Below are 14,708 nucleotides of genomic sequence, written 5' to 3'. Positions count from 1 at the left end.
GGAGCAGTTTCATGAGCCGACATGTCGTCATCACCGCGGGTGTCCGCACTGCCATCGGCACGTTCGGCGGGGCGCTCTCCGGCAATGCCCCGACGCAGCTCGGGGCGCTCGTCGTGGGCGAGGCGCTGAACCGCGCCGGCCTGCCCGCTGCCGAGGTCGGCCATGTCGTCTTCGGCAATGTCATCCTGACCGAGTCCAAGGATGCGTACCTCGCCCGCGTCGCGGCGATCGAGGCCGGGATTCCGGTCGAGGTTCCCGCGATGACGCTGAACCGGCTCTGCGGTTCCGGCGTGCAGGCGATCATCTCGGCGGCGCAGGCGATCATGCTCGGCGATTGCGACACCGCCGTCGCCGGCGGCGCCGAGACGATGAGCCGCGCGCCGCATCTGCTCGCCACGGCGCGCTTCGGCCAGCGCATGGGCGATGCCGTCGTCGCCGACCATCTGACCGGTGTGCTGACCGACCCGTTCGGCAACGGTATCATGGGCATCACGGCGGAAAACGTCGCCGAGCGTTACGGCATCGACCGCGAGGCGCAGGACGCCTTCGCCGCCGAGAGCCAGCGCCGTGCCGCCGAGGCGATCGCCGCCGGCCGCTTCAAGGACCAGATTCTGCCGGTCGAGGTGCGCAAGGGCCGCGACACCATCAGCTTCGGGACCGACGAGCACCCCAAGCCGGCTACGACGGCAGAGTCGTTGAAGGGCCTGCGGCCGACCTTCAAGAAGGACGGAACGGTCACGCCCGGCAACGCCTCCGGCATCAATGACGGTGCGGCCGCCATGGTGCTGATGGAGGAAGGCCGTGCCAGCCGCGAGGGCAAGCCGGTGCTGGCGCGCCTCGTCGGTTATGCCCATGCCGGCGTCGAGCCAGGCGTGATGGGCATCGGCCCGGTGCCGGCTGTGCAGGCTCTGCTCAAGCGCACCGGGCTCTCGCTCGGCGATTTCGACGTGATCGAGTCGAACGAGGCCTTTGCCGCCCAGGCCTGCGCGGTCGCCAAGGAGCTCGGCTTCGATCCGGCCAGGGTCAATCCGAATGGCGGGGCGATCGCGCTCGGCCATCCCGTCGGCGCGACGGGCGCGATCATCACCCTCAAGGCGGCCTATGAGCTTCAGCGCAGCGGTGGCCGCTATGGGCTGGTGACGATGTGCATCGGCGGCGGTCAGGGCATCGCGCTGGCGATCGAGCGGGCCTGAGCCGGATGGCGGCGCCACTCTGGAAGACGCAGGCGCAGCGCGAACAGGAGCGCGCGCTGAAGCGCGAGGCCGTGTTGCGCGCCGCGGCGCGTGCCTTCAGCGAGCAGGGCTTTCACCGGACCTCGCTCGACGATGTCGCAGAACGGCTCAACGTCACCAAGCCGACGATCTACCACTATGTCCGCAGCAAGGACGAGATCCTGTTCGAATGCGTGCGGATCGGACTGGAGCGGCTCGATTCGGCGTCGGCCCAGGCCGAGGCGCAGCGCGGTCGCGGGCGCGGTCTCGAGCGGCTGATCGTGCTCTGGACCGAATATGCGCGGATCGTTACCGAGGATTTCGGGCGCTGCCTCATCCTGGTCGGCGAAGACCCGTTGCCGGCGGAGACGCGCAAGGAGCTGCGCGCTCTCAAGGGCAAGATCGACAAGCGCTTCCGCGGCCTGATCGAGCAGGGCATCGCCGACGGCTCGATCCAGCCCTGCGACCCCAAGCTGCTCGCCTTCGCGGCCGCCGGCGCGCTGAGCTGGATCGCCCGCTGGCATGACTCGGCGGGTTCCTTGCCGGTCGATGAGATCGCCCGGCAGACGATTGGCTTCTTCGTCAACGGCATCGGCGCGAATGGCGCAGGAGCAGGGAACGCTCGCCACGCCGGAAGCATGTGAGCGCGGTGTAAGCCGGTCCTACCGCCTGTCGGAAGCGCGGATTTTCCGAACCGCTTGCAGGCCGAGGCAGCGACACGCGCGCCCGGCTGCTAAAATTTGCGATTGATTGACATCAATTACGCGTGTTCCCGAACACCGCATTGAGGCGGGCAGCGGCCAGGGTCGTTGCTAAAGCGTCTTACGCTGGCGATAGTGCAGTGCGGCAAGCCGCTGCGACGCTCCGACGTACAAGCCCCGTGGCGTGTAGGGAAAAGCGATATGATCGGTCCCTTCTCGGTGAACCCATCCGCCGGTGCAAAGGCGGAAGCCCTGTTTCGCAGTGATCTCGGCGATTATCTGGTCGATGTCGCGCAGCGCAATCTACTGATGCTCGACGTGCTGCGAAGGCGCGGCGACAATTATCTCGAGCATGTGGCGATGATCGCCCCGCATGTCCTGGGCTTCAGCTTCGAGCCCGTGATGAGCGGCCGCAGCCTGCCGCGCCCGGTCAACTACTGGCTGGTCCGGATCATTCCACCGGAGGGCGTCGTCACCAACGAGGCAGCGCGCCCCTTCATCGTCGTCGATCCGCGCGCGGGCCATGGGCCGGGAATCGGCGGGATGAAGCCGGACAGCGAGATCGGCGCGGCGCTCGCCGCCGGCCATCCCTGCTATTTCATCGGCTTCCTCCCCGATCCGGTGCCGGGGCAGACGATCGAGGATGTCGGCTGTGCCGAGGCCGCCTTCATCGAAGCCGTGATCAAGCGCCATCCCGACTACCCCGGCAAGCCCTGCGTGATCGGCAATTGCCAGGCCGGCTGGGCCGTGCTCGGGCTCGCCGCCGCAAGGCCCGATCTGATGGGGCCGATCATGGCGGCGGGCGCGCCGTTGGCCTATTGGAACGGCAAGGACGGCCTCAACCCGATGCGCTATTCGGGCGGCATGCTCGGCGGCTCCTGGCTGGCCTCGCTGACGGGTGATCTCGGCGCCGGCATCTTCGACGGGGCCTATCTCGTCCAGAATTTCGAGAAGCTGAATCCGGCCAACACCTGGTGGGGCAAGCTCTACGACGTCTGGTCGCAGGTCGACACGGAAGCCGAGCGCTTCCTCTCTTTCGAGAAATGGTGGGGCGGCCATGTGCTGCTCAACTGCGAGGAGATCGAATTCATCGTCGAGGAGCTCTTCGTCGGCAACAAGCTGACCAAGGGCGAGGTCAGGCTGTCCTCCGGCAAGACGATCGATCTGCGCGAGGTCACCTCGCCGATCGTGGTGTTCTGCTCCTGGGGCGACAACATCACCCCGCCGCAGCAGGCGCTGGGCTGGATCACCGATCTCTATGCCAGCGATCTCGCTCTGATCGCCGCCGAGCAGACCATCGTCTACTGCATCCATCCGCAGGCCGGCCATCTCGGCGTGTTCGTCTCGAGTTCGGTGGCAAAGAAGGAGCACACTGAACTCACCGAGAACATGGACCTGATCGACATCCTGCCTCCCGGCCTGTGGGAGGCGGTGATCACGCCGCGCGAGCCTGGGCAGGATTATGCCGACCTCGCCGCCGGCAACCATGTGCTGCGCTTCGAGCCGCGCAAGCTCGAGGATATCCGGGCGCTCGGGCTGAACAGCGCCGAGGACGATCGGCGTTTCGCGACCGTCGCCAAGCTCTCGGAAATCAACGCCGATCTCTACAAGACCTGGCTACGCCCCTGGGTGAAGGCCGTCGCCAATGCGCCCGCTGCGGAATTATCGCGCCGGCTCAATCCGCTGCGCTCGCAATTCGAGGCGTTCTCGCACAACAACCCGTTCCTGCGTGGCGTGCCGGTCCTGGCGGAGCAGGTTCGCCGTAACCGCCGCCCGGCAGCCCCGGGCAATCCGTTCCTGGCCTGGCAGCAGATGGCTTCGCAGAACATCGCCGCCTCGCTCGACCTGTTCCGCGACATCCGCGATTCCGCCACCGAACTCCTGTTCAAGCAGGTCTATGGCTCTCCTGCGCTGCAGCAGGCGCTCGGCGTCACCGATGAGACGGCGCGCCCCGTACCCGCCGATCGGGAGCGTGGCGTTGCCGAGCTGGAGGCCGGGCTCGCCGGTCTGCGCCAGCGGGTCAGCGAGATCAACGCGAACATCGCCGTGCTGCGCGCCTTCATGTTCGTCCTGGCAGCAGGCAAGAGCCTCGACGAGCGCATCTTCGCTGCGCTCCGGCGGCTGCAGAAAAAGCATCAGAGCCTCGAAGGCACGACGCTCTGGCAATTCAAGGCTAAGGTCCGGGAGCAGTTCTTCATGCTGCGCTTCGACCGGGACGAGGCCGTCGCCGCGATCGAGCGTGTTCTGCAAACGCAGGCGCCGCCGATCTCGCTGGAGGAGTTCCACGGCATCCTGACCGCGGCCGGCCCGCTCGAAGGCGAGGCGCTCACCCGCTACGAACGCGTCAGCAGGATGTTCCCGGATCATGCGCCGGAGCGCGAGCCGCCGGCGCCGGGCGTCGAGACGTCCGCTTCGACCGTTCGCGCAGCCACGCCCAAGCCGGCAGCGCAGCGGCGCAGGCCCGGCACCGGATCGCGCCGCCGCACCGCACCGCAGAAGTGACCCCGAAAATGGCTCAGACCAGCACGCTCGCCGCCGAAATCGGCCATCCTCGGCGTACCGCTGCCAATGGCGACAAATATGAACGCCTGATCGCCAAGGCCCGCGAAATCCCGCCGGCGCCGACGGCGGTCGCGCATCCCTGTGACGAATCCTCGCTGAGGGGCGCGCTCGACGCGGCGGCGCAAGGCTTGATCACGCCGATCCTGGTCGGCCCCAGCGCTCGGATCGTCGCGACGGCGAAGCAGGCCGGGCTCGACATCGCCGGGCTGGAGATCGTCGATACCCCGCACAGCCATGCCTCGGCGGCCAAGGCGGTCGAGCTGGTGCATGCCGGTAAGGCGGCGCTGCTGATGAAGGGCAGCCTGCACACCGACGAATTGCTGGCCGAGGTCACCAACAAGGAGACCGGGCTGCGCACCGGCCGGCGTGTCAGCCATGTCTTCATCATGGACGTGCCGACCTATCCCGAGCCGCTGTTCATCACCGACGCCGCGGTCAACATCTTCCCCGACCTAGAAGCCAAGCGCGACATCATCCAGAACGCGATCGACCTGCATGTCGGGCTCGGATTGGGGACGCCGAGGGTCGCGATCCTCTCGGCGGTCGAGACGGTGACGACAAAGATCCCGAGCACGCTGGAGGCGGCGGCGCTCTGCAAGATGGCCGATCGTGGCCAGATCTGCGGCGGCCTGCTCGACGGGCCGCTGGCGCTCGACAATGCGATCAGCCCGGAAGCGGCCAGCATCAAGGGCATCGTCTCGCCGGTCGCGGGCAGGGCCCAGATTCTGGTGGTGCCGGACCTCGAAGCCGGCAACATGCTGGCGAAGAACCTGACCTTCCTGTCGGGCGCCGATGCCGCCGGCATCGTGCTCGGCGCGCGCGTGCCGATCATCCTGACCAGCCGCGCCGACAATGTCCGCACGCGACTCGCCTCCTGTGCCGTCGCCGGGCTCTATGCCCATGCGCTGGCCCAGTCGCGCCCGATCGGAGGCTAGGCGGTGAGCGAGGTCCTGTTCGTCGTCAATGCCGGCAGTTCGAGCATCAAGTTCAAGCTCTATCGCGTCGTCGGCGAGGATATCGCGCTGGTCTTCGGCGGCGCTGTCGACGGCATCGGCACAAGGCCGCGGCTCAAGGCGAAGGACCATGCCGGCGAGACACTGATCGAGCGCAGTTTCGGCGCGGAGGAGGTCGCGAACTCCTCACAGGCGCAGCGCATCATCGCCGATTGGGTCGGCGGGCAGATGAAGGACGCGCAGCTGATCGGCATCGGCCATCGCGTCGTCCATGGCGGGCCGGTCTATTCGGCCCCGGTCTTGGTCGACGACGCGGTGATGCGGACGCTCGAGACCTTCATCCCGCTGGCGCCGCTGCACCAGCTCAGCAATCTCGACCCGATCCGCGTGCTGCGCGAGCGCCGGCCCGATCTGCCGCAGGTCGCCTGTTTCGACACCGCCTTCCATCGCGGCCATCCCGAATTGTCGGACCGCTTCGCCCTGCCGCGCGAACTCTATGACGAGGGCGTCCGGCGCTACGGCTTCCACGGCCTGTCCTATGAATATGTCTCGCAAGCGCTGCGCGGCATCGCGCCGGAGATCGCCGAGAAGCGCGTGATCATCGCCCATCTCGGCTCCGGCGCCTCGGTCTGCGCGCTGGAAGGCGGCCGCAGCATCGAGACGACCATGGGCTTCACCGCGCTCGACGGGCTGCCGATGGGGACACGCTCCGGCTCGCTCGACCCGGGCGTCGTGCTGCACCTGATCGAGCAGAAGGGCATGAGCCCGGCCGAGGTCGGGCATATGCTCTATCATGAGAGCGGGCTGCGCGGCCTGTCCGGGATCAGCAACGATGTCCGGGCCCTGCTGGAGAGCGACAGGCCCGAGGCTGCGATGGCGATCGACTTCTTCAGCCTGCGCGTGGCGCAGGCCTTCGCCAGCCTGTCGGTCTCGCTCGGCGGGCTGGATGCTCTCGTCTTCACCGCCGGCGTCGGCGAGAATGCCCATCAGGTCCGGCGCAATGTGGTCGAGCGCCTGCGCTGGGCCGGGTTCGCGCTCGATGAAGAGGCCAACCGTCGCAATGACCGCCGGATCGAGGCACCCGGCAGCCGCGTACCGATCCTCGTCGTGCCCACGGATGAGGAACGCATGATCGGCCAGCACACGCTGCGCCTGCTGCGCCGGCCACAGGATTGCATCGCGAGGCAGGCCGGGGCCCCGCACCGGCCCGAGCTCGGAGAAAGATGATGAATTTCGCCCGCTTATCGCCCGCGACGGCCCTGGCGGCGACGCTCCTGACCTTCGGCAGCGTCATGACCCCGGTCTCTCGCGACGTCTCGCTCAGCACTCCGGCGCAGGCCCAGTCGCGAATCAAGGAATTCCTGCAGCGCTTGCGCAGCGGGGCGCTGCCCGCCGGTATCGCCAAATCGAACGGCCGGATCGAGGCGACGCAGATCGATGTCGCGGCGAAGTATGCCGGGCGGCTGTCGCAGGTGCTGGTCAATGAGGGCGACGATGTCACGGCCGGGCAGGTCGTCGCGAAGATCTCCTCGCCGGAATACGAGGCGCAATTGCGCGGCGCCCAGTCTCAGGTCCTCAAGGCCAAGCAGGGGCTCGCCGAGGCGAACGCCCTGATCGTCCAGCGCAAGAGCGAGATCACCCTGACCCAGGCCGAGCTGGAGCGGGGCCAGCAGCTCGTCGACAAGGGTTATCTGACCCGCCAGACCTTCGATCAGCGCGTCGCCAAGGCCGATACGGCGAAGGCCGCGCTGGTCGCCGCCGAGGCCCAGCGCGAACAGGCTGCGTTCGCCATCAAGAGCGCCGAGGCCGAGGTCGATCGGATCGAGGCCGTGCTGGTCGACATGACCCTGGTCGCGCCCCGCAGCGGGCGGGTGCAGTATCAGCTCGCCCGGGCAGGCGAGGTCGTCGGCGCCGGCTCGCGCATCCTGACGCTGCTCGATCTCAGCGATGTCTACATGACGATCTATCTGCCGGCCGCTCAGGCCGGGCTGTTGGCGCTCGGCGACGAGGCGCGGATCACCGTCGACCCGCTGCCGAACTACGTCATTCCCGCCAATGTCAGCTTCGTCGCGGCCGATGCCCAGTTCACGCCGAAGAGCGTCGAAACCGCTGATGAGCGCGAGAAGCTGATGTTCCGCGTCAAGCTGCAGATCGACCCGCGCGTCCTGAAGAAATACCACCGCCAGGCCAAGACCGGCGTGCGTGGCATGGGCTTTGTGCGCACCAGCGCCTCGATCCAGTGGCCCGAAGACCTCAGCGTGAAGCTCCCCTGATGAGCGACGGTTACATTGCCAGGGTCGAGAACGTCTCGCACCGCTACGGCAAGACGGTCGCGCTCGACGACGTCTCGATCGCGTTCCCGGCGCGCCGGATGGTCGGGGTGATCGGCCCGGACGGGGTCGGCAAATCGGCCCTGCTCGCTCTGGTCGCCGGTGTCCGCCAGATCCAGACCGGCGTGGTCACGGTCTTCGATGGCGACATGGCCGACAAGGCGCATCGCGAGAAGCATGGCGCCCGCATCGCCTATATGCCGCAGGGGCTCGGCCGCAATCTCTACCCGACGCTGAGCGTCTTCGAGAATATCGACTTTCACGGGCGACTGTTCGGTCAGGGCGAGGCCGAGCGGCGACGGCGCATCGACGAATTGCTGCAGGCGACCGGGCTCGACCCGTTCGAGGACCGCCCGGCCGGCAAGCTCTCGGGCGGCATGAAGCAGAAGCTCAGCCTGTGCTGCGCCCTGATCCACGATCCCGATCTCCTGATCCTCGACGAGCCGACGACCGGCGTCGATCCGCTCTCACGCGGCCAGTTCTGGGATTTGATCAACACGATCCGCGGCCGGCGTCCGCAGATGAGCGTCATCGTCGCCACCGCCTATATGGACGAGGCCGAGCGCTTCGACTGGCTCGCCGCCATGGACGACGGCAAGGTGATCGCCTCCGGGCCGGTTGATGAGATCCTTGCGAAGACCGGGCAGAGATCGCTGGAGGCGGCGTTCATCGCGCTGCTGCCGGAGGCGAAGCGGGCGCATCATCAGGAGGTGGTCGTGCGGCCGCGTCCGGCCAGCGACAGCGCCGTGCCGGCGATCGAGGCCGAGGGGCTGACCCGCCGCTTCGGCAATTTCACCGCCGTCGACCATGTCAGCTTCCGCATCGAGCGCGGCGAGATCTTCGGCTTCCTCGGCTCGAATGGCTGCGGCAAGTCGACGGTGATGAAGATGCTCACCGGCCTGCTGCCGGCGAGCGAGGGCACGGCCAAATTGTTCGGCAAGCCGATGGGCTCGAACGACATGGAGACGAGGCGGAACGTCGGCTACATGTCGCAGGCCTTCTCGCTCTATACCGAGCTGACCGTTCGGCAGAACCTCGAGCTGCACGCCAAGCTCTATCATCTGCCGAGCGAGGAGATCGAAGGTCGCATCGCCGAGCTGCTCGAGCGCTATGATCTGAAGGACGTGGTCGATGCCCGTCCCGACAGCCTGCCGCTCGGCATCAAGCAACGCCTGCAGCTTGCTGTCGCGGTGCTGCACCGGCCGGCCATGCTGATCCTCGACGAGCCGACCTCGGGCGTCGACCCGATCGCGCGCGACGCCTTCTGGCGCACGCTGATCGATCTTTCACGCGATGACGGCGTGACGATCTTCCTCTCGACCCATTTCATGAACGAGGCGGAGCGCTGCGACCGCATCTCGCTGATGCATGCCGGCAAGGTGCTCGCCGTGGGCACGCCCGAGGAGCTGGTGCGCGAGCGGGGCAGCGCCTCGCTGGAGGATACCTTCGTCGACTATCTCGCCGAGGCCGCCGGGATCGACCGCGAGGCCAGGACCGAGGCGCCCGATCCGAACGCGGCGGCGCCGGCCCCGGAGCCGATCCGCCCGCCGCGCCGCTTCGACCCGAAGCGGCTCTGGGCCTATTCGCGGCGCGAGACGATGGAGCTCTTGCGCGACCCGATCCGGCTCGCCTTCGCCTTTCTCGGCCCGCTCGTCCTGATGATCGCCTTCGGCTTCGGCATCTCCTTCGACGTCGAGAATCTGCGCTTCTCGGCGCTCGACCACGACAACACGCCCGAAAGCCGGCAATTGGTCGAAGCCTTCTCGGGCTCGCGCTATTTCGAGGAGCGCCCGCCGCTGCGAAGTTCCGGCGAACTCGACCAGCGCCTGCGCACCGGCGAACTCCAGCTCGCCATCGAGATCCCGCCGGGCTTCGGCCGCGACCTGCAATCGGGCCGGAAGCCCGAGGTCGCGGTCTGGCTCGATGGCGCCATGCCGTTCCGCGCCGAGACGACCAAGGGCTATGTCACCGGGCTCGCCGCGCAATATGCGAGGGAATGGCTGGTCCAGAACAGCACCGGCACGAGCGCCGCCAGCCTGATCAATATCGAGACGCGCTTCCGCTACAATCAGGCCTTCAAGAGCGTCAACGCCATGGTGCCGAGCGTGATCATGCTGATGCTGATCCTGATCCCGGCGATCATGTCGGCCATTGCCGTCGTGCGCGAGAAGGAGACCGGCTCTATCGCCAATTTCCAGTCGACGCCGATCACCAAGTTCGAGTTCCTGTTCGGCAAGCAGCTGCCCTATATCGCGATCGCGATGATCAGCTTCGTGCTGCTGGTGCTGCTGGCGCTCTTCCTGTTCGGGGTGCCGATCAAGGGCTCGGCGGTGCTGCTGGCCCTGGGAACCCTGCTCTATGTCACGGCGACGACCGGCTTCGGCCAGCTGATCTCGACCTTCACCAAGACGCAGGTCTCGGCGGTGTTCGCCACCGCGATCCTCTCGATCATCCCGGCGGTGAACTTCTCCGGACTGCTCGTTCCGGTCGCCTCGCTCTCCGGCGGCGCGCGCTTGATCGGGCTCGGCTTTCCCACGGCCTGGTACCAGCCGATCAGCGTCGGCACTTTCACCAAGGGGCTCGGCTTCGACGATCTTTCCTTCAACCTCGTGATGCTCGCCGGCTTTTCACTGCTCTTCCTCGCCCTGGCGCAGCTTCTGCTGCGCAAGCAGGAACTCTGAGATGAGCGCCGAGACTTCCGCCACCACTCAGGGCCGTTCAGGCCAACGCCTGTCCGGGCTGCGCACCCATCTGCAGAACATCGTCCAGCTCGTGATCAAGGAGCTGCGCAGCATCCGCGCCGATCCGGTGATGCTGATCCTGCTGGTCTACTCCTTCTCGATCGCCGTCTACACAGTGGCGACAGGCGCCTCGACCGAAGCCAAGAACCTCTCGGTCGGTATCGTCGACGAGGACCGCTCGGACCTTTCCCGTCAGATCCGCAACGCGCTGAACCCGCCGCTGTTCAAGAGCGCGGTGCCGATCAACGCCGGCGAGATCGACGAGGAGATGGACCATGGCAGGCTGGTCTTCGTGCTGGAGATCCCGCCTTCCTTCCAGGCCGACCTGCTCTCCGGCCGGCGCGCTTCGGTGCAGCTCAATGTCGACGCCACCGCGATGACGCAGGCCGGCAATGGCGCGGTCTATATCCAGTCGATCATCGCGCAGGAGGTGACGAATTTCCTGGCCGGCCGCGAGACGGTGACCAGCGCCCCGGTCAATGTGGTGATCCGCGCCAAGTTCAATCCGAACTTGGATTCGGCCTGGTTCACCTCGGTGATGCAGGTGATCAACAGCATCACCCTGCTGACGGTGATCCTGACCGGCGCAGCCCTGATCCGCGAGCGCGAGCAGGGCACGGTCGAGCATCTCCTGGTGATGCCGGTGGTGCCGACCGAGATCATGCTGGCCAAGATCATCGCCAACGGGCTCGTCATTCTGCTTGCGGCCGGGCTGTCGCTGGCGCTCGTCGTGCAATGGTGGCTGCAGGTGCCGATCGCCGGCTCGCTGACGCTCTTCCTCGCCGGGGCCGCGCTCTATGTCTTCGCCGTCGCGGCGCTCGGCATCATGCTGGGCACGCTCGCCACCACGATGGGGCAGTTCGGGCTGCTTGCCATTCCGATCCTCGTGCTGATGCAGCTCCTCTCGGGTTCGAGCACGCCGATGGAGAGCATGCCGGTCTGGCTGCAATACACCATGCAGGTGATCAGCCCGACGCCGCATTTCGTGGCTTTCGCGCAGGCGGTGCTCTATCGCGGCGCCGGCCTCTCGGTGGTCTGGCTGCAACTCGTCGCGCTGATCGTCATCGGTGGCGTCTATTTCAGCTACGCCCTCAGCCGCTTCCGCCGCGTGATCTTCGGAGATTGACCCATGACGCCGATCGGTGAACTCGTCCGTGGCAAGAAGGGTCTGATCGTCGGCATCGCCAATGAAGGCAGCATCGCCTTCGGCTGCGGCCGGGTGCTGCATCGGCTGGGGGCCGAGATCGCGGTGACCTATCTCAACGCCAAGGCCGAGAAATGGGTGCGCCCGCTCGCCGAGGAGCTCGCCAGCCCGATCATCATGCCGCTCGATGTCGAGGTGCCCGGCGAGCTCGACGCGGTGTTCGCGGCGATCGCCAAGCAATGGGGCAAGCTCGACTTCGTCATCCATTCGATCGCCTTCGCGCCGCGCGAGGACCTGCATGGCCGCGTCGTCGACGTCTCGCGCGAGGGCTTCGAGCAGGCGATGCGGGTGTCCTGCTACTCGCTGATCGAGATGACGCGCGCCGCCGAGCCGCTGATGGCGGAAGGCGGCACGATCCTGACGATGAGCTATTATGGCGCCGAGAAGGTGCTCGATAACTACAACATCATGGGGCCGGTGAAGGCGGCGCTCGAGAGCACGACGCGCTATCTCGCCCATGAACTCGGCCAGAAGAGCATTCGCCTGCATGCGCTTTCGCCGGGCCCGCTGAAGACGCGCGCCGCCGGTGGCATCGCCGGCTTCGACGAATTGCTGTCGCAGGCCGCCGCGCGGGCGCCGCAGGGACGCGTCGTCACCATCGACGAGGTCGGCCAGGTCGCCGCCTTCCTGATCAGCGACGCGGCCACGGGCATGACCGGCAACACGATCTATGTCGACGCCGGCTATCATATCATGGGGTAGGACGCCGGGCGGGTGTTTCAGCCGAGCCGGTAGGGCAGGATGCCGCGCTCCCAGGGGTCGACGATCACGGCGCGGTCGAGCGGCGGCACGGCACGTTGTGGGCAGTCCGGCCGCTCGCAGAGCCGGCAATTGATCCCGATCTCGGCGATCTTGCCGCTGCTGCGGATGGCGTCGGCGTAGATCAGCTCGTCGGCATAGGCCATCTCGCAGCCGATGCCGATGGCGTAGCGCGAGCGCACGGCGTCGAAGCGCGATTCGCCCTTGCTGATCGCCCGGGCGATCGAGAGGTATTGCCGGCCATCCGGCATTTCCGCCCGCTGCACCAGGAAGCGATCCGGCATCTCGAAGGCTTCGTGGATGTTCCAGATCGGGCAGGCGCCGCCATAGCGGGCGAACTGGAAGCGCGTCGCGCTATGGCGCTTGGTGATGTTGCCGGCGCGGTCGACACGCAGGAAATACATCGGCACGCCTTCCTGCCCGGCGCGCTGCAAGGTCGAGAGCCGGTGGCAGACTTGCTCCAGGCTGGCGCCGAAGCGGATGGCGAGGCGTTCGACATCGTGCCGCATCCGGCGTGCCTCGTCGCGAAAGGCGCCATAGGGCATGGTCAGCGCGCCGGCGAAATAGTTCGAGAGGGCGGCCGAGCAGAGGAGCGCGCTGTCGCGGTTGAGGAAGCCGGCTTGCGCCACGATCGCGTCGGCCGTCTCGCCATGGGTGAGCCGGGCGACATGGCGGGCGAGGGCGAAGACCTGGCTGGAGACCGGCAGCGCCTCGTTCAGCGTGATCCTGCCGGCCTCGCGCTCCAGCCGGCTCTGGGCGGGATGGCTGTCGGGCGGGCATTCGACGACGCTAAGCCCGTGCTCGCTGGCGAGATAGATCTCCATGCGCTGGCGGGGGTCGCCGGGGATCTCCGAGATGCGCGTCGCCAGGGCTTCGGCGGCGAGGTCGAGTTCATCGACGTAATTGCCGATGAAATGGAAGAAGTCGCGGACCTCGTCGAAGGCCGAGATCGGCCGGCGCGGCTGCGAGGGCTCGGGATGGACGGCCTCGTCGAGGGCGCGATAGCGCGCCTCAAGGCTCTGGTATTGCGCGTGCAGATCGAGCAGGGCGCGGCCGATCTGCGGCATCTGGACGGCGGCGGTGCGCAATTCGCGCGGATTGACCTCGATCGTCCCGAACAGCGGATCGGCCAGGGTCTCGCGCAGATTGGCGGCCAGCCGGTCGCCGAGATCGTCGGTGAAGATCGAGAGGTTGACCCGGAAGACGCGGGCGAGATCGACCACCATCGTGCCCGAGAGGCTGCGCTGGCTCGCCTCGATCTGGCTGAGATAGCTCGGCGAGATATTGAGGCGCCGCGCCAGTTCGAGCTGGGTCCAGTCGCGTTCCTCGCGCAATCTGCGAATGGTCGCGCCGGCGAAGAGCTTGCGTCTCAACTTTTCTGTTGGCGAATTTGTTAATTTTGCCATTTTGCAATTTTGCACAAAATCCCTTGCCGCCACAAGGCGCGCGGCGGATAGGGCAGGCGAGGGAGACGGCCATGCAAGACATCCTGAACGATCTCGAATCGCGTCGCGCGGGTGCTCGGCTCGGCGGTGGCGAGCGGCGGATTGCGGCGCAGCATGGGCGCGGCAAGCTGACGGCGCGCGAGCGGATCGAGCTTCTGCTCGACAAGGACTCCTTCGAGGAGTTCGACATGTTCGTGCAGCACCGGGCGGTCGATTTCGGCATGGACAAGGCCGAGAAGATCCCGGGCGACGGCGTCGTCACCGGCTGGGGCACGGTCAATGGCCGCACCGTCTTCGTCTTCTCCAAGGATTTCACCGTCTTCGGCGGCTCGCTCTCCGAGACCCATGCCCAGAAGATCATCAAGATCCAGGACATGGCGCTGAAGATGCGCGCACCCATCGTCGGCATCTTCGATGCCGGCGGCGCCCGCATCCAGGAGGGCGTCGCGGCACTCGGCGGCTATGGCGAGGTCTTCAAGCGCAATGTCCAGGCCTCCGGTGTCATCCCGCAGATCTCGGTGATCATGGGCCCCTGCGCCGGCGGCGACGTCTACTCGCCGGCGATGACCGATTTCATCTTCATGGTCCGCGACAGCTCCTACATGTTCGTCACCGGCCCCGAAGTGGTGAAGACCGTCACCAACGAGACGGTGACCGCCGAGGAGCTCGGCGGCGCCCGGGTCCATACCTCCAAGTCGTCCGTGGCTGACGGCTCCTTCGAGAACGATGTCGAGGCGCTGCTGCAGGTGCGCCGGCTGATCGACTTCCTGCCGGCCAACAACACGGCCGGCGTGCCGGAATG

General features: G+C 66.9%; 11 protein-coding genes. 10 read left to right on the top strand and 1 reads right to left on the bottom strand.

Annotated elements, in window-relative coordinates:
• The first annotated feature begins 11 nt into the window (after positions 1-11).
• The 9 genes from bktB to fabI all read left to right on the top strand — a co-directional run bounded on the left by bktB (position 12) and on the right by fabI (position 12,404).
• Positions 12-1,193 (top strand): beta-ketothiolase BktB, encoded by a 1,182-nt coding sequence (bktB, locus tag ACWGRX_RS22070; RefSeq protein WP_452119307.1) that lies wholly within the window; start codon positions 12-14, stop codon positions 1,191-1,193.
• 5 nt (positions 1,194-1,198) lie between these two features.
• Positions 1,199-1,855 carry a TetR/AcrR family transcriptional regulator gene (locus ACWGRX_RS22065; protein ID WP_452119306.1) on the top strand — a complete coding sequence of 219 codons (657 nt, stop codon included), beginning with the start codon at positions 1,199-1,201 and terminating at the stop codon, positions 1,853-1,855.
• A gap of 258 nt (positions 1,856-2,113) precedes the next feature.
• Positions 2,114-4,414, top strand: a complete 2,301-nt coding sequence (locus ACWGRX_RS22060) for a DUF3141 domain-containing protein (RefSeq protein ID WP_452119305.1) — start codon at positions 2,114-2,116, stop codon at positions 4,412-4,414.
• 8 nt (positions 4,415-4,422) lie between these two features.
• A complete protein-coding gene (locus tag ACWGRX_RS22055) occupies positions 4,423-5,409 on the top strand; it encodes a phosphate acetyltransferase (RefSeq protein WP_291638076.1) in 987 nt (328 codons plus the stop codon).
• Positions 5,410-5,412: 3 nt separating this feature from the next.
• Positions 5,413-6,654, top strand: coding sequence for an acetate/propionate family kinase (locus ACWGRX_RS22050; RefSeq protein WP_452119304.1), 1,242 nt, complete (start codon positions 5,413-5,415; stop codon positions 6,652-6,654).
• The gene (locus ACWGRX_RS22045; RefSeq protein WP_452119303.1) at positions 6,654-7,700 is read left to right on the top strand and encodes an HlyD family secretion protein; all 1,047 of its coding nucleotides are present in this window, start codon (positions 6,654-6,656) and stop codon (positions 7,698-7,700) included. Before ACWGRX_RS22050 ends, ACWGRX_RS22045 begins: the two co-directional genes overlap by 1 nt.
• Positions 7,700-10,438, top strand: a complete 2,739-nt coding sequence (gene rbbA, locus ACWGRX_RS22040) for a ribosome-associated ATPase/putative transporter RbbA (RefSeq protein ID WP_452119302.1) — start codon at positions 7,700-7,702, stop codon at positions 10,436-10,438. The genes ACWGRX_RS22045 and rbbA overlap by 1 nt, the downstream gene beginning before the upstream one ends.
• A 1-nt stretch (position 10,439) precedes the next feature.
• Positions 10,440-11,624, top strand: coding sequence for an ABC transporter permease (locus tag ACWGRX_RS22035; protein ID WP_452119301.1), 1,185 nt, complete (start codon positions 10,440-10,442; stop codon positions 11,622-11,624).
• A gap of 3 nt (positions 11,625-11,627) precedes the next feature.
• Positions 11,628-12,404, top strand: coding sequence for an enoyl-ACP reductase FabI (gene fabI / locus ACWGRX_RS22030; RefSeq protein WP_452119300.1), 777 nt, complete (start codon positions 11,628-11,630; stop codon positions 12,402-12,404).
• 17 nt (positions 12,405-12,421) lie between these two features.
• On the opposite strand, the gene ACWGRX_RS22025 is transcribed toward fabI, so the two are convergent.
• Positions 12,422-13,834 carry a short-chain fatty acyl-CoA regulator family protein gene (locus ACWGRX_RS22025; RefSeq protein WP_291638081.1) on the bottom strand — a complete coding sequence of 471 codons (1,413 nt, stop codon included), beginning with the start codon at positions 13,832-13,834 and terminating at the stop codon, positions 12,422-12,424.
• A gap of 104 nt (positions 13,835-13,938) precedes the next feature.
• Between ACWGRX_RS22025 and ACWGRX_RS22020 the strand changes: the two genes are divergently transcribed.
• Positions 13,939-14,708: acyl-CoA carboxylase subunit beta (locus ACWGRX_RS22020; protein WP_452119299.1), on the top strand; the 770-nt coding region annotated here is incomplete at its 3' end.

The sequence above is a fragment of the Allobosea sp. NPDC055594 genome (genome assembly GCF_053618995.1).
This window is presented reverse-complemented; position numbering and strand designations above follow the sequence as displayed.

Coding starts and splice junctions, on each gene's coding strand:
- bktB (WP_452119307.1), top strand. CDS start 12: ATGAGCCGACATGTCGTCATCACCGCGGGTGTCCGCACTGCCATCGGC.
- ACWGRX_RS22065 (WP_452119306.1), top strand. CDS start 1,199: ATGGCGGCGCCACTCTGGAAGACGCAGGCGCAGCGCGAACAGGAGCGC.
- ACWGRX_RS22060 (WP_452119305.1), top strand. CDS start 2,114: ATGATCGGTCCCTTCTCGGTGAACCCATCCGCCGGTGCAAAGGCGGAA.
- ACWGRX_RS22055 (WP_291638076.1), top strand. CDS start 4,423: ATGGCTCAGACCAGCACGCTCGCCGCCGAAATCGGCCATCCTCGGCGT.
- ACWGRX_RS22045 (WP_452119303.1), top strand. CDS start 6,654: ATGAATTTCGCCCGCTTATCGCCCGCGACGGCCCTGGCGGCGACGCTC.
- rbbA (WP_452119302.1), top strand. CDS start 7,700: ATGAGCGACGGTTACATTGCCAGGGTCGAGAACGTCTCGCACCGCTAC.
- ACWGRX_RS22035 (WP_452119301.1), top strand. CDS start 10,440: ATGAGCGCCGAGACTTCCGCCACCACTCAGGGCCGTTCAGGCCAACGC.
- fabI (WP_452119300.1), top strand. CDS start 11,628: ATGACGCCGATCGGTGAACTCGTCCGTGGCAAGAAGGGTCTGATCGTC.